This window comes from Rahnella inusitata, from assembly GCF_965118895.1.
In the GTDB taxonomy this organism is placed as follows: Bacteria; Pseudomonadota; Gammaproteobacteria; order Enterobacterales; family Enterobacteriaceae; genus Rahnella; species Rahnella inusitata_A.
The window spans coordinates 1-23,627 of the sequence record NZ_CBCPJJ010000034.1 but is presented as its reverse complement, the minus strand read 5'-3'; the positions used below and the strand labels follow the sequence as shown (position 1 = coordinate 23,627).

The following is a 23,627-nucleotide window of genomic DNA, read 5'->3' as shown; positions in this document are numbered from 1 at the left end:
CGCTTCGGCGTGCCTTTTCTTTTGCGGCGGGAAATCAGAGATCGGACTCTTTGGGTTCCCAGCTGCAGAAATCTTCATTGGCGACTAACAGTAATTCGTTGCCTTCCGGCGCGGTGAGCCAGGCTAAACCAAGGTGATCATTACTGCGGCTGGCCCGTTTTGCCAGCCAGACCTGCGAACGCACCGTAAGATTTGGCGTTACCTGCTCGCCCGCGCAGGTGGTAATCACACCTTGCCGCCAGCGAGCCTGAATCAGCCGGACATTACCTGCCTGCAGTGCGCTGCTGACATCGAGGATTTTGGCCGCTTCATATTTATAGCGTTCGATGTCATCTGAGGATAATTTTTCCCGTCGTTCAGGAAGCTGCCGCTGCATAAAGCTGACATTACCGCCCTCATCGAAACGCAGCATTACGCCCAAATCAGTTTTGGTTGCATGGGTTTCTTTGACAAGGTGGACTTGCCCATCCTGAAATTCGTATCGGGTAATCACCGTATCGCCACCAAAATAGGGGCTGTAGACGTTGAGAATAGTTTGAGGTTGGTTCTGCGCATTGTTTTCGCGCCATAAGCGGTTGATGCCCTGATCGGCAACATAACCACTGGCGAAGAACTGCGGGGTGGTGTTTTTTGAACTGCAACCCACCAGACCAAGCACCAGTAAACCTGCTACCAGTCTGGGGGTGATAAACTGAAGGGGCTTAAAGGCCCCTCCGCTTATTCTTTTCACTGCAAGCAATTACTTAACAGCGTCTTTCAGAGCTTTACCAGAAACGAACGCAGGCACGTTGGCAGCTGCGATTTTGATTTCTTTACCAGTCTGCGGGTTACGACCAGTACGCTCGTTACGATGATTTACCTTGAAAGTCCCGAAACCAACTAATTGTACAGCATCACCTTCTTTCAGAGACTCGGTAATAGCAGACAGAGTAGATTCAAGAGCAACTTTGGCCTGTGCTTTGGAAAGATCAGCTTTGTCCGCAATTACATCAATCAGTTGAGTCTTGTTCATAAGTTATCCTTTACAGTGTGTTTATCGTTTGCAAAGCATCGAGTGCGACGGATATGCCGATTGACAGCACCCTCCTGCATACACGCACCGATAGCCACTTTTTTTACGCACCCCAAATGTAGACCAGACAGGGTGCGGATGTGAAGCCTTAAGGCACGACAAATCAGGCGTTAAATCACGTTTTCTTGCCTTATTGCGCTAAATTTATGCCAATGTTACTGACAGCGGCTTCACGCAGGTCAGAACGTAACCCTTTTATTAATTCCAGGTCCCGCTCCTCACAGTCAGCCAACAGGCGAAAAATCTCCCATTGGATGTCCCATTCCTCTTCGACAGCTGGGATCACTTTCAGCTCTTCATCGGTCATTTCTTTACCGGCCTGAGTCATCTCCAGCATTGCGACGGTACGAATCGATGTTTCGCTTACCGCAACGGCGTGAGAGAGAGTTTCGCCGCTCAGACGCGAATGGATCAATTCGCCTAATGCGATACAGGCATCAATGGCCGGGTAAACCCCATAGAGGTCGTAATCATCTGAAGAAGGCACCGCCTCCTCCAGCTTTTCGAGCTGTGAGTCAAAATTGACCTTGGCGTCTTTTACCACCAGCGTTTCCCAGATGAGATCCAGGATGCGGCGGTAAACCTGCGGCTCGCCAAACCCGGTTTCCAGACAGAAGGCCTGATAGTTGGGGTACATGCGTTCACACAAGCTCGCCATAAACGTCACGTGTTGCCAGCTTTCCAGCTTTTCGAGACGTAAATGAATTGGATTACGTAACATGAGTTGATCTCGTTAACTTTTCTGCGCGGGAGTTTACCTGAAATAAATCAATATCCCTATTCCTTGATTCCTAAAGATCATCACTCAACCGTTGCCAGCGTTGAAACGCTGCCCGATTGGACGCGACGGCATCCGCCCAACGCGTTGGCTCCGGCAAACGATATTGCCGCATACAATGTTCGACCCAATACAGCGCCGATTCCATGCTGATGCGATTGCCTGGCGAGATGAACAATGGATTACAGCGTAGCTTACTGCGCCACACCCAGCCAATCTGTTCATCACCCTCGTACAACGCCTGCTGGCTGTACAGCGCCTCATTGAGAGGCAAAAACTGGCCGCATAAACGGCTTTTAGCCACACCGATGGTCGGCACGTCGATCATCAGACCAAAATGGCTGGCGACGCCAAGACGGCGTGGGTGTGCAATCCCCTGCCCGTCGACCAGCACTAAATCAGGGCTCGACGTGAGTTGCTGCCAGGCCTGCAACAACGCGGGTAGTTCGCGAAAAGAGAGGAAACCGGGAATATAGGGCATCACGGTAGGCACGCGGGCAATCTGATATTCCACCAGCTCAAGCGAGGGATAGCGCAGTACCGCCACCGCGGCGCGCGTGACATCGCCGCCCTGCTCAAAGCCAACGTCCACGCCGGCAATCAACGTCGGAGTGGTGAAATCAGGCGGATCCTGCAGTGTTATGCGATCAGCCAGGATCCGCTGCTCTTCACGTAACGCGCGCGTGTCGATCATCTTTCAGTCTTACTCGTGATACTGGCGCGACAGGCTGTGCACCGCTTCCACGAAGGCACCGGCGTTTTCTGGCGGCACATCCTGATGGATGCCGTGACCGAGATTAAACACATGGCCGTTACCTTTCCCGAAGCCTGCCAAAATGGTTTCTACTTCCTGCTCAATGCGCACCGGAGAGGCGTACAGCATGGAGGGATCCATGTTGCCCTGAATCGCCACTTTATCACCCACGCGACGACGCGCATCAGCAATGTCCGTCGTCCAGTCAAGACCGAGTGCATCACAACCGGTCGCAGCCATCGCTTCCAGCCACTGTCCGCCACCTTTGGTGAAGAGCGTAACCGGCACGCGGCGCCCTTCATTTTCACGGATCAGGCCATCGACGATTTTATGCATGTAGTTCAGGGAGAATTCGCGGTAATCGCGTGGCGTCAGCACGCCGCCCCAGGTGTCAAAAATCATCACGGACTGCGCGCCTGCTTTAATTTGGGCGTTGAGATACAAAATCACGCTGTCGGCGACTTTATCCAGCAACAGATGCATGGTCGCCGGTTCGGCATACATCATCTTTTTGATTTTGGTGAACGCTTTACTGCTGCCGCCTTCGACCATATACGTTGCCAGCGTCCACGGGCTCCCGGAGAAACCGATAAGCGGCACTTCACCTTTAAGATTTTTACGGATGGTGCGAACCGCATTCATCACGTAACCCAGTTCCATTTCCGGATCCGGGATTGGCAATTTTTCTACGTCAGCGCGATTGGTTAGCGGAGAGGAAAAACGAGGGCCTTCACCGGCTTCGAAATACAACCCCAGCCCCATCGCATCCGGAATGGTCAGGATGTCAGAGAACAAAATCGCGGCATCCAGCGGATAGCGACGCAGCGGCTGCAGCGTCACTTCGCAGGCCAGTTCGGCATTCTTGCACAGCGACATAAAATCACCGGCCACGGCGCGGGTTTCTTTGTATTCCGGCAAATAGCGGCCAGCCTGACGCATCATCCATACCGGTGTGATATCCACGGGCTGACGTAACAGGGCGCGCAGGTAGCAGTCGTTTTTCAACTCATTCATTCTGTTTCTTTCCTTCAATATTCGGGCGGCACGGCAATAATCTGACGGTATTCTATCACGCAACACTTGCGCTACACGTCGTCTTCATCGCTCGCCGCGCGGCAGAGCGCCACAGTGTCTTCGATAAGCCTGCGCGCAATGGTGCCCGGCGGCGGTAACATGGGCAGTGCGTCATAACGATACCAGCCCGCGTTCAGCAGCTCTTTAGGATCATGACGAATATCGCCGCTGTCATAATCAGCCATAAAGGCCATCATCAGGGAATTTGGAAAAGGCCACGGCTGCGAACTGACGTAGCGCACGTTTTTCACTCGCACGTTGCTCTCTTCCATCACTTCGCGTGCCACAGTTTCCTCGAGCGTTTCGCCTACTTCGACAAAACCGGCCAGCACGGTGTGAATACCGTTGCGGTGACGGACATGCTGCGCCAGCAAAATTTCGTCGCCACGGCGGATAGCGACAATAATGCACGGCGCAATCTGCGGATAATAACGTTCACGGCAGTGCCCGCAGAGCGCGGCCCATTCAGTTTTGCTGACCTGCATTTCATGGCCGCAGTAACCGCAAAACTTGTGAGAACGATAAAATTCAGCCAGTTGCACACCGCGTCCGACCAGCTGGAATAATCCGCGATCCTTATCGAGTAACTGACGCGCCGAGACCATATGGTTGTGCATCGCCTGACGCACCAGCCAGACCGGTTCGCCCTGCCACTCGCCAATCTGGCGCGCGGTTTTACCGGTCAGAGAGAATTGCGTCGCGCTGCCAAACGGCAGTTCACCCTCAGGCAGCCACAGCTTGCCTTCGTGGCTGATAACCCACCAGCCGTTATGTTGCTCTGTGATCTGTAATTCCATAATTGTTGTTGCATAACCTCGTTGAGACTGACAATCTGAGACAGATATTTACATATTAGTAACCCTTCCAAAACGGATTACTTTTTTACCGCTCACGGAGTCAACCATGCTAAATCGTCTGGAAAGACTGACCCAACGCGTTGGTGGCAGTAATGAGTTAGTCGACCAATGGCTGCACGCCCGCAAAGAATTGCTGGTTTCATACTGCACACTGGTCGGCCTGAAACCCAATAAAGAAAAACATACTCCGCTGAATGAAAAAGCGTTGGATAACTTTTGCCACAACCTAGTGGACTACCTCTCTGCCGGCCATTTCCATCTTTATCAACGCATCATCGATGAAGTCGCGAGCGCAGGCAGCTCAGTCAGATCTCAGGCGTCCAAAATATATCCCGCTCTGGAGCTCAATACTGAAGCTATCATGGCTTTCCATGACAGTTACACAGAAAATGATATTGATGATGACAATGCGTTTGCCTTCCATTATGCATTATCCGATATCGGTGAAGCGTTGGATGCGCGTTTTCAGCTGGAAGATCAATTGATTATTCTGGCCTTTGATCCTGTTAATGGCGCGCCATTACCGCCCGCCAATGATGATCATCTCGCCAGACCGGCGTAACCGGTCTCAGGAACAAATCCTGCACAGGGTGTAGTTTTAGTTGTAGTTTTCAAAACGGCCTCCTATATTGAGGCTTCTTGTCGGAGTGCCTAGCGCATAATTTCCTCACGAAATTACGCCAGGCTGAGACCGTTAATTCGGGATCCGCGGAACCTGATCGGGTTAGTACCCGCGAAGGGAACAAGAGTAATGTTATGCGTTTAGCGCGATTTGGCCTCAGCCTGAAAACGGCCGCCTGCGCTAAACCGCCCATTTTTACTCCTGCCGTAAACCTCCAGACAAGCAATTTTCCATCACGTTTTTTCTATTCGTAGAACACGAGGAATTTGCTATGTCGAGTACCCAAAAATCCGTTACCTCTAAAAAGAAACCCACCAACCGCCGCGAACAGCGCGCACAGGCTCAGTCATTTATCGACAGTCTGCAGGGAGAAGCATTTCCCAACTCCCGCCGAATCTATCTGCAAGGCGGTCGCGCAGATATCCGCGTTCCCATGCGTGAAATCCAGCTCAGTCCGACACTGGTCGGCGGCGGTAAAGACGCTCCGCAATATGAAGAAAACGAAGCGATTCCGGTGTATGAAACGGCCGGACCTTACGGTGACCCTGAAGCCTCGATTGACGTCCATGCTGGTCTGGCAAAATGCCGCGCCAGCTGGATAGCTGAACGGGCAGACACCGAAGAACTTCCGCAGGTCAGCTCCGGTTTTACCCAACAACGTCTGGCCGACGAAGGCTTAGATCATTTGCGCTTCGAACTTCTACCGCGTCCGCGTAAAGCGAAAGCGGGAAAAAACGTCACGCAGCTGCACTACGCGCGCCAGGGGATAATTACGCCAGAAATGGAATTCATCGCCATCCGCGAAAATATGGGACGCGAACGGATCCGGGGGGAAGTATTGCGCCAGCAACATCCGGGGGAAAGTTTCGGCGCGCATCTGCCCGCCAATATCACGGCTGAATTCGTGCGTCAGGAAGTCGCCGCCGGTCGCGCCATTATCCCGGCCAATATCAACCATCCGGAATCGGAACCAATGATTATCGGGCGAAACTTCCTGGTGAAAGTGAACGCCAATATCGGCAATTCAGCGGTGACGTCGTCCATCGAAGAAGAAGTTGAGAAGCTGGTCTGGTCAACGCGCTGGGGGGCGGACACGGTGATGGATCTCTCAACCGGCCGCTATATCCACGAAACCCGCGAATGGATCCTGCGTAACAGCCCGGTACCCATTGGTACGGTGCCAATCTATCAGGCACTGGAAAAAGTAAACGGCGTCGCTGAAGATCTTAACTGGGAAATGTTCCGCGATACGCTGCTGGAACAGGCCGAACAGGGTGTCGATTACTTCACTATTCACGCCGGTGTGTTGCTGCGCTATGTGCCGATGACCGCCAAACGTCTGACCGGTATTGTCTCGCGCGGCGGATCGATCATGGCCAAATGGTGTCTTTCGCATCATCGTGAAAGTTTCCTCTACGAGAATTTCCGCGAGATTTGTGAAATCTGCGCCGCTTACGACGTTTCACTCTCGCTGGGTGACGGCCTGCGTCCGGGGTCGATTCAGGACGCGAACGACGAAGCACAGTTTGCAGAGCTGCACACGCTGGGCGAACTGACTAAAATCGCGTGGGAATATGATGTGCAGGTGATGATCGAAGGGCCGGGGCATGTGCCGATGCAGATGATCCGCCGTAACATGACCGAAGAACTGGAGCATTGCCACGAAGCGCCGTTTTATACGCTGGGGCCGCTGACCACCGATATCGCACCAGGCTATGACCATTTCACTTCAGGCATCGGTGCCGCCATGATCGGCTGGTTCGGCTGCGCTATGCTGTGTTACGTCACACCGAAAGAGCACCTCGGCCTGCCGAACAAGGAAGACGTCAAACAGGGGCTGATCACCTATAAAATTGCAGCACACGCGGCGGATTTGGCCAAAGGACATCCGGGCGCACAAATCCGCGATAACGCTATGTCGAAAGCACGTTTCGAATTCCGCTGGGAAGACCAGTTCAATCTGGCACTCGATCCCGCCACCGCCCGCGCTTATCACGATGAAACCCTGCCGCAGGAATCCGGCAAAGTCGCGCACTTCTGTTCAATGTGTGGGCCAAAATTCTGCTCGATGAAAATCACTCAGGAAGTCCGCGATTATGCCGCCGCGCTGGAGGCGAAAGCCCAACCGGTTGAAATCGTAGAATCCGGCATGGCTCAGATGTCTGCCGAATTCCGTTCGCGGGGCAGCGAGCTTTATCATCCGGCAGATCTGAGCACGGAGGCGGGAAAATGATGACGTCAGCGCAAAAATTCCCGGCAGTCCCCTTCCATCTCGGTTTATATCCGGTCGTCGATACTGTGGAATGGATTGCCCGTCTGCTGGAGGCGGGCGTTAAAACGCTGCAACTGCGCGTAAAAGATTTACCTGATGCTGAGGTCGAACCCGCCATTATTGAAGCTATTGCGCTAGGGCGACGCTTTCAGGCGCGGTTGTTCATCAATGATTACTGGCGTCTGGCGGTAAAGCATCAGGCTTACGGTGTGCATCTGGGTCAGGAAGATCTGGATACCGCCGATCTTAATGCAATTTATCAGGCGGGCTTACGTCTGGGTGTTTCGACACATGACGATGCCGAGCTGGCGCGCGCTGTAGTGGTCAATCCTTCTTATATCGCACTCGGGCATATTTTCCCGACGCAGACCAAAGATATGCCGTCGGCTCCGCAGGGTTTGGCGGAATTGACCCGACACATTAAGCAGCTCAACGGCAGTTTTCCGACGGTAGCCATTGGTGGGATCAGCATTGATCGCGCGCCGTCAGTTCTCGACTGCGGCGTCGGCAGTATTGCCGTCGTCAGCGCCATTACACAGGCACCCGACTGGCGCGTAGCCACCGCCGAACTGCTGGCTCTGTGCGCCAGTAAGGTGCCCGAAGATGCTTAACGATGCGGCCTTTATGCGCTACAGCCGCCAACTGATGCTGGAAGAATTTGGCCCGCAGGCGCAGGAGAAATTAGCGGCGGCGAAAGTGCTTATCGTCGGGCTCGGCGGGCTTGGGTCACCGGCGGCACTTTATCTGGCGGCGGCCGGTGTCGGCACGTTACTGCTGGCCGACGACGACAAACTCCATCTCACCAATCTTCAGCGGCAAATCCTCTACCGTACCGGCGATCTGGATCAACCTAAAGCTACCGTAGCAAAGCGCGAATTACTGCGCCTGAATCCGTTATGTGAAATCGTCGCGCTCACTGAAAGGCTAGCCGGCGAAGCGTTACGTAATGCTGTCGCCACTGTCGACCTCGTTTTGGATTGCAGCGATAACATGGAAACGCGGCATGCGATCAATCACGCATGCGTATCTGCGGGCAAAACATTAATCAGCGGAAGTGCCGTCGGATTTGGCGGGCAGTTGTTAGTGATCGAAGCGCCTTATGCTCACGGCTGCTACGCCTGCCTGTATCCCGATCAGGAAATCGTACAACGAAACTGCCGGACGTCCGGCGTTCTCGGGCCGGTTGTTGGTACGATCGGCACGCTTCAGGCGTTAGAGGCCCTGAAATTACTGGCGGGTTTATCTAGCACGCTGAGCGGAAAACTCCGGCTGTTCGACGGAAAAACACAAAACTGGCGTTCTCTGCAACTCACCCGCTCGGCCTCCTGCACTGTCTGCGGAGGTCATGCATGAATATTCAGGTTAACGATGAACCGCACCATTTTACTGAACCGCTGACGCTGCTCGACCTGCTCAATCTGCTGGCACTCAGTGTTGAAGGCAGCGCGCTGGCGGTCAATCAGGTCATTATTCCCCGCGATAACTGGCTTTCCCACTTACTGAAAGACGGCGATCACGTTTTGCTTTTTCAGGCGATAGCCGGAGGATGACATGTTAAAAATTGCTGATACGACCTTCACCTCACATCTGTTCACCGGAACAGGAAAATTCGCCAGTGCAGCCCTGATGCAGCATGCGCTGACGGCATCCGGTTCACAGCTGGTGACGATGGCAATGAAACGTGTCGATCTGCGTCGCGGCGGAGACGACATTCTTTTGCCTCTGCAACAGCTCGGTGTGCGTTTATTGCCCAATACGTCCGGGGCCAAAACGGCGGAAGAAGCGGTATTTGCCGCACAACTGGCACGGGAAGCGCTGGGGACTAATTGGATAAAACTCGAAATCCATCCGGACGTGAAATACCTGCTGCCTGATGCGGTGGAGACACTTAAGGCAGCAGAAATTTTGGTAAAGCAGGGATTCGTAGTTTTGCCGTATTGCAGTGCGGATCCGGTCTTATGCAAGCGGCTGGAAGAAGCAGGCTGTGCTGCCGTGATGCCGCTGGGCGCACCCATTGGTTCCAATCAGGGCCTACAAACCCGCGAGTTTCTGCACATCATCATCGAACAAGCGCGGGTGCCCGTTGTGGTGGATGCGGGGATCGGCGCCCCGAGTCAGGCGGCCGAAGCGCTGGAAATGGGAGCGGACGCCGTGCTGGTGAATACGGCGATTGCGGTTGCCGGCGATCCGGTGGCCATGGCGACGGCGTTTCGTCTGGCCGTTGAAGCTGGTGTCATCGCCCGGCAGAGCGGATTAGGCGGCAGGCAAAGGCAGGCGAGCGCATCCAGCCCGCTGACCGGCTTTCTGACGTCAACGCAGGCAGCCTCATGAATAAGTTTACTGATGTCTGGTCAGCGCTCGACTGGGATGATATTTCCCTGCGCATCAACAGTAAAAGCGCCAGGGACGTAGAACGGGCGCTGAGCCTTAATAAAATCACGCGCGAAGATTTTATGGCGCTGATTTCCCCTGCTGCACTGCCGTATCTCGAACAGATGGCGCAGCGGGCACAACAGCTCACACGTCAGCGTTTCGGTAATACGGTGAATTTCTTCGCCCCACTGTATCTTTCTAATCTTTGCGCGAACGAATGTACCTATTGCGGTTTTTCTATGAGCAATAAGATCAAACGTAAAACGCTGGATGAAGAGGAAATTGGCAGAGAATGCGAAGCGCTGAACGCTCTGGGATTCAAACATTTGTTGCTGGTCACCGGCGAGCATAAAACAAAAGTTGGTATGGACTATTTTCGCCGCCATTTTCCAGCCATACGCAGCCATTTTGATTCGCTGATGATCGAAGTTCAGCCGCTGTCGCAGGAAGACTACGCCGAACTCAAAACGCTGGGGCTCGATGGCGTGCTGGTTTATCAGGAAACGTACCACGCGCCGACTTACGCCTTGCACCATTTACGCGGCCAGAAGCAGGATTTTTTCTGGCGACTGGAAACGCCCGACAGGCTAGGACGGGCGGGGATCGATAAGATCGGGTTGGGTGCGCTGTTCGGGCTTTCAGGCAACTGGCGAACCGACAGCTACATGGTGGCCGAACATTTGCTGTATCTGCAACAAAACTACTGGCAAAGCCGTTACTCGGTGGCGTTTCCACGGTTACGGCCTTGCACCGGCGGAATCGAACCGGCGTCCCTGCTGGAGGAAAACCAGCTGGTGCAGCTGATATGCGCTTTCCGCATGCTGGCTCCGGACGTCGAGCTGTCATTATCGACGCGTGAGTCGCCCTGGTTCCGCGATCATGTTATTCCTCTTGCGATCAATACTGTCAGCGCCGGATCCAAAACACAGCCCGGCGGATATGCGGACGACCATCCTGAGCTGGAGCAATTCGCGCCACATGACAACCGCTCACCACAGCGCGTTGCCTCAGCCTTAACGCAGGCAGGGCTTCAACCGGTGTGGAAAGACTGGGACATTTTTTTTGGGCGCGCCACGCAGGAAAATGTCGTTCCACAGCAAACAGGTAAACTCTCAGGAATACAGATTCCATAACGGAATTTTGCCACTCGCGCATCATTAGCGGCCGTATTACTGTGCGTTTGCCGCTGCACATTCGCAACCGGCCGGCGCCATATACCCCGGCGCTGCTTCCACAACAGCCGGAACGGGTATCGTCCAGTACCCTGTTCCGGTTCCTCTAATCCTTTCATTTCTTACACTGCCCGATGAATTTCAGGCAAAAAAAAACCGCTCCCGAGGGAGCGGCTCTATGTTTCGACAGAAGACGATTACTCGTCGTTGCTGTTACCGAAACCTGCGTTCAGAAGTTCAGCCAGGTTAGCCGTTGCTTCGTCCGCGCTCACTGGCGGTGCAACTGGCACATCACCCTGTGCTTTACGACGTGCACGTTCCTGATGATAAGAGTAACCGGTACCGGCTGGGATCAGACGACCCACGATAACGTTCTCTTTCAGGCCACGCAGTTCATCACGTTTACCGGCAACAGCCGCTTCGGTAAGAACGCGCGTGGTTTCCTGGAACGACGCAGCGGAGATGAAGGACTCGGTTGCCAAAGAGGCTTTGGTAATACCGAGCAGGTCACGGCTAAATGTTGCCGTGATTTTGCCTTCAGCTTCCAGCTTACGGTTAGCGATTTTAACGCGAGACATTTCTGCCTGCTCGCCTTCCAGGAAGTCTGTGCCACCAGCGCTAACGATGGTGCCTTTACGCAACATCTGACGAACGATAACTTCAATGTGTTTATCGTTAATCTTAACGCCTTGCAGACGGTAAACTTCCTGCACTTCGTTGGTGATGTAGCGGGTAACCGCATGAACACCACGAAGACGCAGAATGTCGTGCGGAGACTCAGGGCCGTCGGATACGACGTCACCACGTTCCACAATTTCGCCTTCGAACACGTTCAGCTGACGCCATTTAGGGATCATTTCTTCGTAAGCATCACTGCCATCCAACGGAGAAATTACCAGACGACGTTTGCCTTTGGTTTCTTTACCGAAGGAGATGATCCCGCTGATTTCAGCAAGGATTGCAGGCTCTTTCGGACGACGTGCTTCGAACAGGTCAGCAACGCGTGGCAGACCACCGGTGATGTCCTTGGTACCGCCGGATTCCTGAGGAATACGCGCCAGGGTGTCACCAGAGTGGATCTGCGTACCATCTTCCAGCTGAACAATCGCTTTACCTGGCAGGAAGTATTGAGCAGGCATATCTGTACCTGGGATCAATACGTCGTCGCCTTTCGCATCAACGATTTTCAGTGCCGGACGCAGGTCTTTACCGCTACCAGTACGTTCTGCAGAATCCAGAACAACCAGAGAGGACAAACCGGTCAGGTCATCTGTCTGACGTGTGATGGTCTGAGTATCAACCATATCGGCAAAGCGAATGAAACCACTCACTTCACTGATAACTGGCATTGTATGTGGATCCCAGTTAGCTACGGTCTCGCCGCCGTTAACTGAAGCGCCATCACCTTTGCCCATCACGGAACCGTAAGGCACTTTATAGCTTTCTTTGGTACGACCGAATTCGTCGATCAATTTCAGCTCAGTGTTACGGGATGTGATAACCAGTTTGCCGTTAGAGTTGCTAACGTGCTTGTGGTTGCTCAGTTTAATCGTACCCGTGTTCTTAACCTGGATACTTGATTCTGCTGCCGCACGAGATGCCGCACCACCGATGTGGAACGTACGCATCGTCAGCTGGGTACCCGGCTCACCGATGGACTGTGCTGCAATAACACCGATCGCTTCACCTTTGTTGATGATGTGACCACGTGCCAGATCGCGACCGTAGCAGTTTGCACACACACCAAAATCGGTTTCGCAACTTACGACTGAACGTACTTTCACGCTGTCGACTGAGTTCTCTTCTAACAGATCACACGTCTTCTCGTGAAGCAGGGTGTTACGTGGAACCAGGATATCCGCCGTACCCGGCTTGATGATATCTTCAGCAGTCACACGACCCAGAACACGTTCGCGCAGTGGTTCTTTAACGTCGCCACCTTCGATGACCGGAGTCATCATGATGCCTTCGTGTGTACCACAGTCGTCTTCGGTAACAACCAGATCCTGCGCCACGTCAACCAGACGACGGGTCAGATAACCGGAGTTTGCCGTTTTAAGTGCGGTATCCGCCAGGCCTTTACGAGCACCGTGAGTGGAGATGAAGTACTGGAGTACGTTCAGACCTTCACGGAAGTTCGCGGTGATTGGCGTTTCAATGATGGAACCATCCGGCTTAGCCATCAGGCCACGCATACCGGCCAGCTGACGAATCTGTGCTGCAGAACCACGCGCACCAGAGTCGGCCATCATAAAGATACTGTTGAAGGAAACCTGCTGTTCAACAACACCGTCACGGTTGACGACGTCTTCCACAGACAAGTTTTCCATCATTGCTTTAGCAACACGTTCGTTCGCTGCAGCCCAGATATCGATCACTTTGTTGTAGCGTTCGCCAGCGGTAACTAAACCAGACTGGAACTGCTCCTGGATTTCAGCAACTTCGGTTTCTGCTTCTTCGATGATCTCTGCTTTCTTCGCAGGGATTACCATGTCATCGATACCTACTGACGCGCCTGAACGGGCAGCGTAAGCAAAACCGGTGTACATGATCTGGTCAGCAAAAATAACGGTCGGCTTCAAGCCCAAAATGCGGTAACAGGTGTTCAGCATTTTGGAGATAGCTTTTTTACCGAGAGGCTGGTTGACGATAGAGAACGGCAGACCTTTAGGTACGATCATCCAAAGGATGGCGCGACCTACAGTCGTGTCGATAATCGACGTCTTGTGCGTAACTTCGCCTTCGGTATTTTTGATCTCTTCGGTAATACGCACTTTGACACGCGCATGCAGAGAGGCCAGACCGCCGCGATAAATACGCTCAGCTTCTTTAGGACCGGTCAGAACCATGCCTTCGCCTTTGGCGTTAACACAGTCACGGGTCATGTAGTACAGACCCAATACAACGTCCTGGGAAGGAACGATGATTGGCTCGCCGTTCGCAGGTGACAGGATGTTGTTGGTAGACATCATCAACGCACGCGCTTCAAGCTGGGCTTCCAGCGTCAGCGGTACGTGAACAGCCATCTGGTCACCATCGAAGTCGGCGTTGTATGCCGCACAAACCAGCGGGTGCAGCTGGATTGCTTTACCTTCGATCAGAACCGGTTCAAACGCCTGGATACCCAAACGGTGCAGGGTTGGTGCACGGTTCAGCAGTACCGGGTGTTCGCGGATAACTTCGTCCAGGATATCCCAAACGACAGCTTCTTCGCGCTCAACCATTTTCTTAGCGGCTTTGATGGTGGTGGCGAGGCCACGCAGCTCAAGTTTGCCGTAGATGAACGGTTTGAACAGTTCCAGTGCCATTTTCTTCGGCAGACCACACTGGTGCAGACGCAGGTATGGACCTACGGTGATAACGGAACGACCAGAGTAGTCGACACGTTTACCCAGCAAGTTCTGACGGAAACGACCCTGTTTACCTTTAATCATGTCTGCCAGAGATTTCAGCGGACGCTTGTTAGAGCCGGTGATTGCACGACCGCGACGGCCGTTATCCAGCAAAGCATCTACCGCTTCTTGCAGCATACGTTTTTCGTTACGTACGATGATGTCTGGCGCAGCCAGATCCAGCAGGCGTTTCAGACGGTTGTTACGGTTGATTACGCGACGATACAGATCGTTCAGATCCGACGTTGCGAAACGGCCGCCGTCCAACGGAACCAATGGACGCAAGTCTGGCGGCAGTACCGGCAGCACGGTCAGGATCATCCACTCTGGCTTGTTACCAGACTGAACGAACGCTTCCAGCAGCTTGATACGCTTGGTCAGCTTTTTACGTTTGGTTTCGGAGTTGGTTTCGTTCAACTCTTCACGCAGTTGCTCGCACTCTGCTTCCAGATCCATGTTTTTCAACAGGGCCTGGATAGCTTCTGCACCCATCTTCGCGTCGAACTCATCACCAAACTCTTCCAACGCATCCAGATACTGCTCTTCAGTCAGGATCTGGCGTTTTTCGAGGTTAGTCATGCCGCCTTCGATAACCACATAGGATTCGAAGTACAGGACACGTTCGATGTCACGCAGTGGCATATCCAACAGCAAACCGATGCGCGATGGCAGCGATTTCAGGAACCAGATATGTGCAGTCGGGGAAGCCAGCTCGATGTGGCCCATACGCTCACGGCGTACTTTAGTCTGGGTCACTTCAACGCCGCACTTCTCGCAGATCACGCCGCGATGTTTTAAACGCTTGTACTTACCGCACAGGCATTCGTAGTCTTTTACTGGTCCGAAAATACGGGCACAGAAAAGGCCGTCACGTTCTGGTTTGAACGTACGGTAGTTAATGGTTTCTGGCTTCTTAACTTCACCAAAAGACCAAGAACGGATCATGTCTGGCGATGCCAGAGCAATTTTGATCGCATCAAACTCTTCGGTTTTAGTTTGCGCTTTCAGAAACTTTAGTAAGTCTTTCACGGATTAGCTCCCGTCGGGTTAGACCTGTTAGGCACCTGATGTTTATTGCTAAACAGACAGGTGCCCCTGTGATCAGTGCGAATTCGAGTACTTACTCGTCTTCCAGCTCGATGTTGATACCCAGAGAGCGGATTTCTTTCAACAATACGTTGAAGGATTCCGGCATGCCTGGTTCCATCCGGTGATCGCCATCCACGATGTTTTTATACATCTTGGTACGGCCGTTCACGTCATCGGACTTAACAGTCAGCATTTCCTGCAGGGTATAAGCGGCACCGTATGCTTCCAGTGCCCACACTTCCATCTCACCGAAGCGCTGACCACCGAACTGTGCTTTACCACCCAGCGGTTGCTGAGTAACAAGGCTGTAAGAACCGGTAGAACGCGCATGCATCTTATCGTCAACCAGGTGGTTCAGTTTCAGCATGTACATGTAGCCGACGGTAACCTGGCGCTCAAATTGCTCGCCGGTACGGCCGTCAAACAGTGTGATCTGGCCAGAGGTTGGGACGCCGCCCATTTCAAGCAGTTGCTTGATCTCTGTCTCTTTCGCACCGTCGAAGACTGGTGTTGCAATTGGCATACCCTTTTTCAGGTTTTCAGCCAGGCGCAATACTTCATCATCGGTGAAGGTGGTCAGATCAACTTTCTGACGTACGTCGTCGCCCAGATCATAGGCACGCTGGATGAACTCGCGCAGCTTAGAAACTTCTTCATGTTTCTTAAGCATGGCATTGATTTTTTCACCAATACCTTTCGCGGCCATACCCAGGTGGGTTTCTAAAATCTGACCAATGTTCATACGTGATGGAACGCCCAGCGGGTTCAGTACGATATCAACAGGAGTCCCGTTTTCATCGTAAGGCATATCTTCGATCGGGTTGATCTTGGAGATAACACCTTTGTTACCGTGGCGGCCTGCCATTTTGTCACCAGGTTGGATCTGACGTTTAACGGCCAGATACACTTTAACGATTTTCAGCACACCTGGTGCCAGGTCATCGCCCTGAGTGATTTTACGACGTTTAGCTTCGAGTTTTTTCTCAAACTCGGATTTCAGTTCGTCGTACTGTTCAGCAAGCTGTTCCAACTGATTCTGTTTGTCTTCATCAGTCAATGACAGTTCAAGCCAACGATCGCGTGGCAATTTGCCCAGCTTATCGGCTTCAACACCGCCAGCAACCAGCGCAGACTGGATACGTGCAAACAGACCAGCTTCCAGGATTTGCAGCTCTTCAGTCAGGTCTTTCTTAGCCTGTTTCAGCTGCATTTCTTCGATTTCTAACGCACGCTTATCTTTTTCCACGCCATCGCGGGTAAAGACTTGCACGTCAATAATCGTACCGGAAACGCCGTTTGGTACACGCAGAGAAGAGTCTTTAACATCAGACGCTTTCTCACCGAAGATCGCACGCAGCAGTTTCTCTTCTGGAGTCAGCTGGGTTTCGCCTTTAGGCGTTACTTTACCGACCAGAATGTCACCACCGGTCACTTCAGCACCGATATATACGATACCGGACTCATCCAGTTTGGAGAGCGCAGCTTCACCCACGTTAGGGATATCAGCGGTGATCTCTTCAGGCCCTAACTTGGTGTCGCGGGACACACATGCCAGTTCCTGGATATGGATAGTCGTGAAGCGATCTTCCTGCACAACACGTTCGGAGACCAAGATGGAGTCTTCGAAGTTGTAACCATTCCAAGGCATGAACGCGACACGCATGTTCTGACCCAGTGCCAGTTCGCCCAGATCTGTTGACGGACCATCTGCCAGCACGTCACCGCGCTCGATTGGCTCGCCCAGATTCACACACGGCATCTGGTTAATGCAGGTGTTCTGGTTAGAACGGGTGTACTTAGTCAGGTTATAAATGTCGATACCTGCTTCGCCTGGATTCATCTCTTCTTCGTTAACACGAATAACGATACGGGATGCATCCACGTACTGAACAGTACCACCACGTTTGGCAACGGCAGTAACACCGGAGTCAACCGCAACAGCACGTTCCATACCAGTACCTACCAGCGGCTTATCAGCACGCAGAGTTGGAACTGCCTGACGTTGCATGTTCGCACCCATCAATGCACGGTTGGCGTCATCGTGTTCCAGGAATGGAATCAGTGAAGCACCAACGGATACGATCTGCTGGGTAGAAACGTCCATGTAGTCAACCTGGTCGCGGCTGAACAGGCTCGATTCGCCTTTGCTACGACAAGTGACTAAATCTTCCAGGAAGTGGCCTTCGTCATCCAGGTTGGAGTTCGCCTGAGCGATAACAAAGTTGCCTTCTTCGATGGCAGACAGGTAGTTAATTTCATCGGTAACCATACCTTCACGCACTCGGCGGTAAGGGGTTTCCAGGAAACCATACTCATTGGTCTGTGCATAAACAGACAAGGAGTTGATCAGACCGATGTTTGGACCTTCTGGCGTTTCGATTGGACATACGCGACCGTAGTGAGTCGGGTGTACGTCTCGAACTTCAAAGCCAGCACGTTCACGGGTCAAACCGCCCGGGCCCAGTGCAGAGATACGACGTTTGTGCGTGATCTCAGACAACGGGTTGTTCTGGTCCATAAATTGTGACAGCTGGCTTGAGCCGAAGAACTCTTTCACCGCAGCCGAAATCGGCTTGGCGTTGATCATGTCCTGAGGCATCAGTGTGTCGAGGTCACCCAGAGACAGACGCTCTTTAACGGCACGCTCAACACGAACCAGGCCGACACGGAATTGGTTTTCAGCCATTTCGCCGACAGAACGAATACGACGGTTGCCCAAGTGGTCGATATCATCCACTTCGCCCTGACCGTTACGGATGCCGATCAGTTTTCTCATGACCTGAATGATGTCGTCTTTGCTCAGGATACCTGAACCTTCGATTTCATCACGCAGCAGAGAGCGGTTGAACTTCATACGGCCAACAGCAGACAGGTCGTAACGATCTTCAGAGAAGAAGAGGTTTTCGAACAGAGTTTCAGCTGCTTCACGCGTTGGTGGCTCACCAGGACGCATCATGCGGTAGATCTCAACCAATGCGCTCAAGCGATCGCTGGTTGGGTCGACGCGGATGGTCTCGGACATGTACGCGCCATGATCGAGATCGTTGGTGAACAGTGTTTCAATTGTTTTGTGTCCGGCCTGGCTCAGTTTAGCCAGCAGATCCAGAGACAATTCCATGTTCGCAGGGACAATCAGCTCACCGGTATTAGTGTCGATGTAGTCTTTAGCAACTACTTTCCCTGCGATGTACTCAACAGGAACTTCGATGCGCTGAATGTCGTCTTTTTCAAGCTGACGAATATGGCGAGCAGTGATACGGCGGCCTTTCTCGATGTAGACTTTGCCGTCAGCTTCGATATCAAAAGAAGCTGTTTCACCGCGCAGGCGCTCAGGTACCAGTTCCATCTGCAACTTGTTGTCGCGGATCTGGTAAGTCACCTTCTCAAAGAACAGGTCAAGGATCTGTTCAGTGGTATAGCTCAATGCGCGTAGAATGATCGTCGCAGGTAATTTACGGCGACGGTCAATACGCACAAACAGGTTATCTTTCGGGTCGAACTCGAAATCTAACCATGAACCGCGATAAGGGATGATACGTGCGTTGTACAGCACTTTACCCGATGAATGGGTTTTACCCTTATCACTGTCAAAGAATACGCCTGGACTACGGTGAAGCTGAGATACGATAACCCTCTCAGTACCGTTAATCACAAAGGTACCATTTTCGGTCATGAGCGGAATTTCGCCCATATAGACTTCTTGTTCCTTGATGTCTTTGACCGTACCTTCTGGTGCTTCACGCTCGTAGATAACCAGACGCAGTTTCACACGCAATGGCGCAGAGAAAGTTACACCGCGGATCTGGCATTCTTTAACGTCGAATACTGGCTCACCAAGACGGTAGCTAACGTATTGCAGCTCAGAATTGCCGCTGTAGCTTTTGATTGGAAATACAGAACGGAATGCAGCTTCCAAACCGTGCTGACCTTCCGGATCTTGCTCGATAAACTTCTGGAACGAGTCAAGCTGGATAGAAAGGAGAAAGGGAATGTCCAAAACTTGTGGACGCTTACCAAAATCCTTACGAATGCGTTTTTTCTCGGTATAGGAGTAAACCATAGGGTTCCTCAGCTCGCTGATCAGTGACCCAATCTTGTCTGCCCTGATAAGGACAGTTCATGCAACACCGTTTATGTCGACCGGAAAGCAGAGACGCTTTCCGCAATATCTGTTTCTATCACTCTTAAATCATTTCGTTGTGCATTATCTATGGATGAGCCATAGCAAGCGGCATCAATATATTAAGGCGTCTCAAGAAGAGATATTAGAGTAGTTCAGTGCTCAAACAGTGTGAAACACCACTGACACTCTATAGCGCAAAAAGGCTGGTGACTAAAAAGTCACCAGCCATCAGTCTGTTAGGACAGACTGCACTCCGGGAAGTTAAACTTACTTAACTTCAACAGAAGCACCAGCTTCTTCCAGAGATTTTTTCAGAGCTTCAGCGTCGTCTTTGCTGATGCCTTCTTTCAGAGCTGCTGGAGCAGACTCAACCAGGTCTTTTGCTTCTTTCAGACCCAGGCCAGTCGCGGTACGAACAGCTTTGATAACTGCAACTTTGTTCGCGCCAACAGCGGCCAGAACAACGTCGAATTCAGTTTTTTCTTCAACAGCTTCAGCAGCAGCAGCAGGACCTGCAACAGCAGCAGCAGCAGAAACGCCGAATTTTTCTTCCATAGCGGAGATCAGTTCAACGATTTCCATTACAGACAGAGCTGCAACGCCTTCAATGATTTGTTCTTTAGTGATTGACATTTCAAGTGTTCCTAGAATTCAGAAATAGTTTATACGTAAGCAAATAAACGAGAAAAGAAAGGCTGATTACGCAGCTTCTTTCTGATCGCGTACAGCAGCCAGAGTGCGAACCAGTTTGCCTGCAGAGGCTTCTTTCATGGTTGCCATCAGGCGTGCGATTGCTTCTTCGTAAGTAGGCAGAGTTGCCAAGCGGTCGATTTGAGCCGCAGAGATAAACTCACCTTCAAAGGCCGCAGCTTTAACCTCAAATTTTGCATTCGCTTTAGCGAAATCTTTGAACAGACGGGCAGCAGCGCCTGGGTGTTCAGAAGAAAATGCAATCAAGGTTGGACCGACAAACGTGTCTTTCAGGCACTCAAACTGAGTACCTTCAACGACGCGGCGCATTAAGGTGTTGCGAACAACACGCATATAAACGCCAGCTTCACGACCTGCTTTACGCAGTTCAGTCATTTTATCTACAGTTACGCCGCGAGAATCCGCAACAACCGCAGACAGCGCGCCTTTGGCTACTTCGATGACTTCAGCAACAATCGCTTGTTTGTCTTGAAGATTTAATGCCATTAGCTTTTTGCTCCTGGATTTGGCCGGGGAAAATCCCCGGAACTCACATCACTTGTTATCGAGATCGATATCAAGCGTTCAAACACGGTGAGCAGAGAATCCAGCAAAGACAAATCTTAATTAAGAATAAAAAAGAAATACTTTCTTCAGGCTCTGTCACCGTCTACGCAGGAAGGATTAAGTCCTTTTCGGGACACCTGCGGTCTTGGACGGAGGCCTGGATAGGCCAGGCTCCAACCGAAAAATTCTTGGTTTCGCGTTAACGAAACAACGGGCGATAGATTTTATACAAATCCACCACCCGCGTAAAGCGATAAACACAGGTAGTTAATTAGTTAACTACTGCGCTCAGGCCGCTTTGATCAACAGAAACGCCGGCGCCCATGGTGGTGGACAGGCTGACTTTCTTGATGAAAACGCCTTTAGCCTGGGAAGGCTTCGCTTTTTTCAGAGCGATCAACAGAGCTTCAAGGTTTTCTTTCAGCTTGTCGGATTCGAAATCAACTTTACCAATAGTGGTATGGATGATGCCGTTTTTGTCGTTACGATAACGAACCTGACCTGCTTTAGCGTTCTTAACTGCTTCGGCAACGTTAGGAGTTACAGTACCAACTTTCGGGTTAGGCATCAGGCCACGTGGACCCAGTACCTGACCTAATTGGCCAACAACGCGCATTGCATCTGGAGATGCGATAACAACGTCGAAGTTCATTTCGCCTTTTTTGATCTGATCGGCCAGATCTTCCATACCTACCAGTTCAGCGCCTGCAGCTTTAGCAGCTTCAGCGTTTGCACCTTGGGCGAAGACGGCAACGCGAACAGAACGACCGGTGCCGTGTGGCAGAACGGTTGCACCGCGAACGTTTTGATCAGATTTACGTGCGTCGATACCGAGATTAACGGCAACGTCCACGCTTTCTACGAATTTAGCAGTGGCCAGCTCTTTGAGCAGAGCAACGGCTTCGGTGATGTCATACTGTTTAGTAGCATCAACTTTGTCACGGATCACGCGCATGCGCTTGGTCAGCTTAGCCATTTATTAATCCTCCACTACCAGGCCCATGGAACGAGCAGTACCTTCGATGGAGCGAGTCATCGCTTCAACGTCAGAACCAGTCATGTCCGCAGCTTTGGTTTCTGCGATTTCACGAACCTGAGCACTCGTTACTTTACCCACTTTGTCTTTGTTCGGCTTGCCGGAACCAGACTTGATACCAGCCGCTTTCTTCAGCAGTACTGCTGCAGGAGGGGTTTTGGTAACGAAAGTGAAAGAACGGTCAGAATAAACAGTAATAACAACAGGAATTGGCAGGCCTTTTTCCATGCTATCAGTCTTAGCATTGAACGCCTTACAGAATTCCATGATGTTCACGCCTTGTTGACCCAATGCTGGACCAACTGGCGGACTTGGGTTTGCCATACCAGCTGCAACTTGCAGCTTAACGTAGGCTTGTACTTTCTTGGCCATGGTAAATATCCTCGTTTGGGTGATATCGCCTGTTTGAAGAGGCTCCCCGTTATTTGTAGTACTTTACAGTTTTATGCGCAGAGGCTGCGCATAAAAACAAAAGGCGCGAAATTATAGTTCAATTTCGCGCCCTGTACAACATCTGTTCTAATGATTATTGAACGTTGTTGTTAGCCTTTTTCTACCTGACCGAAGTCCAGTTCAACCGGTGTTGCACGGCCAAAGATGGAAACAGAGACTTTCAGGCGGCTTTTTTCGTAATCCACTTCTTCGACCACACCATTGAAGTCCGCAAACGGACCGTCACTAACACGTACCAGTTCACCTGGTTCAAACAATGTTTTAGGACGTGGTTTATCACCCACTTGTTGCAGGCGATTCATGATCGCATCAACTTCTTTGTCGCTGATCGGCGCAGGACGATCAGATGTCCCACCGATGAAGCCCATTACACGAGGAACGCTGCGTACTAAGTGCCAGCTGGCGTCATTCATCACCATCTGAACCAGCACATAACCCGGGAAGAATTTGCGCTCGCTCTTGCGGCGCTGGCCACCACGGATCTCAACCACTTCTTCGGTCGGAACCATGACTTCGCCAAACAACTCTTCCATGTCATGTAATTTGATGTGCTCACGCAGCGATTGTGCTACGCGGCCTTCAAAGCCAGAAAACGCCTGAACGACGTACCAACGTTTTTTAGGTGCTTCAGACATTTAGAACCTCAGACCAGTAATGAAAGATACCAGGCGGACTAAAATACCATCCAGCCCCCACAGAATCAGAGACATAACGGCAGTCACCGCAGCAACGATCAGTGTGGTATGCAATGTTTCCTGGCGCGTTGGCCAAATGACTTTACGTACTTCGGTGCGCGCTTCACGAGCAAACGCAACCGTCGCCTTGCCTTTAGTGGTCAATAAAGCCACTGCACCTGCAATTGCGATAACAACTACTACGGCTAACGCGCGTAACGGCAGGCTGTATGCACGGTAATAATAGTTACCGACAATAGCTACAACCAACAAAACGGCAACAACCAGCCACTTTACCGCTTCCAGGCCGCGCCCGCTCCCTTGAGCCTCGGTATTCGCACTCATAAACCAACCCGTCACAATGATTCAGAACAAACAACTTTGCCTCGCATTGCGAGGCAAACCAAACCGATCGATGCTCTACTCGAGCGCAATTCGGTGTTTTACGCTATATCTCAGAGCCTATCTCACCAATGATTATGACGTATAAATCGCTGATGAGATAGGTTCTCGCGCCACAGCGTAGAAAAAAAGGGCATCGAATGATGCCCTTTTAGTGTGTATTGCGTCAACGTATAGTGACAAAAAAGTCTATCAACAATTAAGCGATAACTTTAGCAACAACACCT

The 23,627-nt window shown here is 51.8% G+C and carries 21 protein-coding genes and 1 riboswitch; of the genes, 7 read left to right on the top strand and 14 right to left on the bottom strand.

Annotated features, from left to right (window positions below; translation table 11 throughout):
* Positions 1 to 34: 34 nt before the first annotated feature.
* The 6 genes from ACMHLI_RS23130 to nudC form a co-directional block, all read right to left on the bottom strand.
* Positions 35 to 688 carry a DUF1481 domain-containing protein gene (locus tag ACMHLI_RS23130; RefSeq protein WP_413531421.1) on the bottom strand — a complete coding sequence of 218 codons (654 nt, stop codon included), beginning with the start codon at positions 686 to 688 and terminating at the stop codon, positions 35 to 37.
* A 51-nt stretch (positions 689 to 739) separates the two neighbouring features.
* Positions 740 to 1,012: a nucleoid-associated protein HU-alpha gene (hupA, locus tag ACMHLI_RS23125; RefSeq protein WP_013577396.1), complete on the bottom strand. Its 273-nt coding sequence runs from the start codon at positions 1,010 to 1,012 to the stop codon at positions 740 to 742.
* 190 nt (positions 1,013 to 1,202) lie between these two features.
* Positions 1,203 to 1,793, bottom strand: coding sequence for a YjaG family protein (locus tag ACMHLI_RS23120; protein WP_112166712.1), 591 nt, complete (start codon positions 1,791 to 1,793; stop codon positions 1,203 to 1,205).
* Between the two features lie 70 nt (positions 1,794 to 1,863).
* Positions 1,864 to 2,544 carry a deoxyribonuclease V gene (gene nfi / locus ACMHLI_RS23115; RefSeq protein ID WP_413531419.1) on the bottom strand — a complete coding sequence of 227 codons (681 nt, stop codon included), beginning with the start codon at positions 2,542 to 2,544 and terminating at the stop codon, positions 1,864 to 1,866.
* A gap of 9 nt (positions 2,545 to 2,553) precedes the next feature.
* Positions 2,554 to 3,618, bottom strand: a complete 1,065-nt coding sequence (hemE, locus tag ACMHLI_RS23110) for a uroporphyrinogen decarboxylase (protein WP_413531418.1) — start codon at positions 3,616 to 3,618, stop codon at positions 2,554 to 2,556.
* Positions 3,619 to 3,689: 71 nt separating this feature from the next.
* The gene (gene nudC / locus ACMHLI_RS23105) at positions 3,690 to 4,475 is read right to left on the bottom strand and encodes an NAD(+) diphosphatase (protein WP_112166706.1); all 786 of its coding nucleotides are present in this window, start codon (positions 4,473 to 4,475) and stop codon (positions 3,690 to 3,692) included.
* Positions 4,476 to 4,581: 106 nt separating this feature from the next.
* Between nudC and rsd the strand changes: the two genes are divergently transcribed.
* The 7 genes from rsd to thiH all read left to right on the top strand — a co-directional run bounded on the left by rsd (position 4,582) and on the right by thiH (position 10,935).
* Positions 4,582 to 5,097, top strand: coding sequence for a sigma D regulator (gene rsd, locus ACMHLI_RS23100; RefSeq protein ID WP_413531417.1), 516 nt, complete (start codon positions 4,582 to 4,584; stop codon positions 5,095 to 5,097).
* A 71-nt stretch (positions 5,098 to 5,168) separates the two neighbouring features.
* Positions 5,169 to 5,294: riboswitch (TPP riboswitch) on the top strand.
* Between the two features lie 134 nt (positions 5,295 to 5,428).
* Positions 5,429 to 7,390, top strand: coding sequence for a phosphomethylpyrimidine synthase ThiC (gene thiC / locus ACMHLI_RS23095; RefSeq protein WP_413531416.1), 1,962 nt, complete (start codon positions 5,429 to 5,431; stop codon positions 7,388 to 7,390).
* Positions 7,390 to 8,040 (top strand): thiamine phosphate synthase, encoded by a 651-nt coding sequence (thiE, locus tag ACMHLI_RS23090; RefSeq protein ID WP_413531420.1) that lies wholly within the window; start codon positions 7,390 to 7,392, stop codon positions 8,038 to 8,040. The genes thiC and thiE overlap by 1 nt, the downstream gene beginning before the upstream one ends.
* Positions 8,033 to 8,782, top strand: a complete 750-nt coding sequence (locus tag ACMHLI_RS23085) for a HesA/MoeB/ThiF family protein (protein WP_413531415.1) — start codon at positions 8,033 to 8,035, stop codon at positions 8,780 to 8,782. Before thiE ends, ACMHLI_RS23085 begins: the two co-directional genes overlap by 8 nt.
* A complete protein-coding gene (gene thiS / locus ACMHLI_RS23080) occupies positions 8,779 to 8,979 on the top strand; it encodes a sulfur carrier protein ThiS (RefSeq protein ID WP_413531414.1) in 201 nt (66 codons plus the stop codon). The genes ACMHLI_RS23085 and thiS overlap by 4 nt, the downstream gene beginning before the upstream one ends.
* Position 8,980: 1 nt before the next feature.
* Positions 8,981 to 9,760: a thiazole synthase gene (locus ACMHLI_RS23075; RefSeq protein ID WP_413531413.1), complete on the top strand. Its 780-nt coding sequence runs from the start codon at positions 8,981 to 8,983 to the stop codon at positions 9,758 to 9,760.
* Positions 9,757 to 10,935, top strand: a complete 1,179-nt coding sequence (gene thiH / locus ACMHLI_RS23070; protein WP_413531412.1) for a 2-iminoacetate synthase ThiH — start codon at positions 9,757 to 9,759, stop codon at positions 10,933 to 10,935. Before ACMHLI_RS23075 ends, thiH begins: the two co-directional genes overlap by 4 nt.
* 236 nt (positions 10,936 to 11,171) lie before the next feature.
* Here thiH and rpoC read toward each other — a convergent pair whose 3' ends face one another.
* The 8 genes from rpoC to secE form a co-directional block, all read right to left on the bottom strand.
* Entirely contained in the window at positions 11,172 to 15,395 is a 4,224-nt protein-coding gene (gene rpoC / locus ACMHLI_RS23065; RefSeq protein WP_413531411.1) for a DNA-directed RNA polymerase subunit beta', read from the bottom strand.
* Positions 15,396 to 15,486: 91 nt separating this feature from the next.
* Positions 15,487 to 19,515, bottom strand: a complete 4,029-nt coding sequence (gene rpoB, locus ACMHLI_RS23060; RefSeq protein ID WP_112166690.1) for a DNA-directed RNA polymerase subunit beta — start codon at positions 19,513 to 19,515, stop codon at positions 15,487 to 15,489.
* 330 nt (positions 19,516 to 19,845) lie between these two features.
* Positions 19,846 to 20,211, bottom strand: a complete 366-nt coding sequence (gene rplL, locus ACMHLI_RS23055; RefSeq protein WP_013577410.1) for a 50S ribosomal protein L7/L12 — start codon at positions 20,209 to 20,211, stop codon at positions 19,846 to 19,848.
* 66 nt (positions 20,212 to 20,277) lie between these two features.
* On the bottom strand, positions 20,278 to 20,775 hold the full coding sequence (gene rplJ, locus ACMHLI_RS23050) for a 50S ribosomal protein L10 (RefSeq protein ID WP_112166688.1): 498 nt from the start codon (positions 20,773 to 20,775) through the stop codon (positions 20,278 to 20,280).
* Positions 20,776 to 21,106: 331 nt separating this feature from the next.
* Positions 21,107 to 21,811 carry a 50S ribosomal protein L1 gene (rplA, locus tag ACMHLI_RS23045; protein WP_413531410.1) on the bottom strand — a complete coding sequence of 235 codons (705 nt, stop codon included), beginning with the start codon at positions 21,809 to 21,811 and terminating at the stop codon, positions 21,107 to 21,109.
* Positions 21,812 to 21,814: 3 nt separating this feature from the next.
* Entirely contained in the window at positions 21,815 to 22,243 is a 429-nt protein-coding gene (rplK, locus tag ACMHLI_RS23040) for a 50S ribosomal protein L11 (RefSeq protein ID WP_013577413.1), read from the bottom strand.
* 170 nt (positions 22,244 to 22,413) lie between these two features.
* Positions 22,414 to 22,959 (bottom strand): transcription termination/antitermination protein NusG, encoded by a 546-nt coding sequence (nusG, locus tag ACMHLI_RS23035; RefSeq protein WP_056777953.1) that lies wholly within the window; start codon positions 22,957 to 22,959, stop codon positions 22,414 to 22,416.
* A complete protein-coding gene (secE, locus tag ACMHLI_RS23030; RefSeq protein WP_413531409.1) occupies positions 22,960 to 23,343 on the bottom strand; it encodes a preprotein translocase subunit SecE in 384 nt (127 codons plus the stop codon).
* Between the last annotated feature and the right edge of the window lie 284 nt (positions 23,344 to 23,627).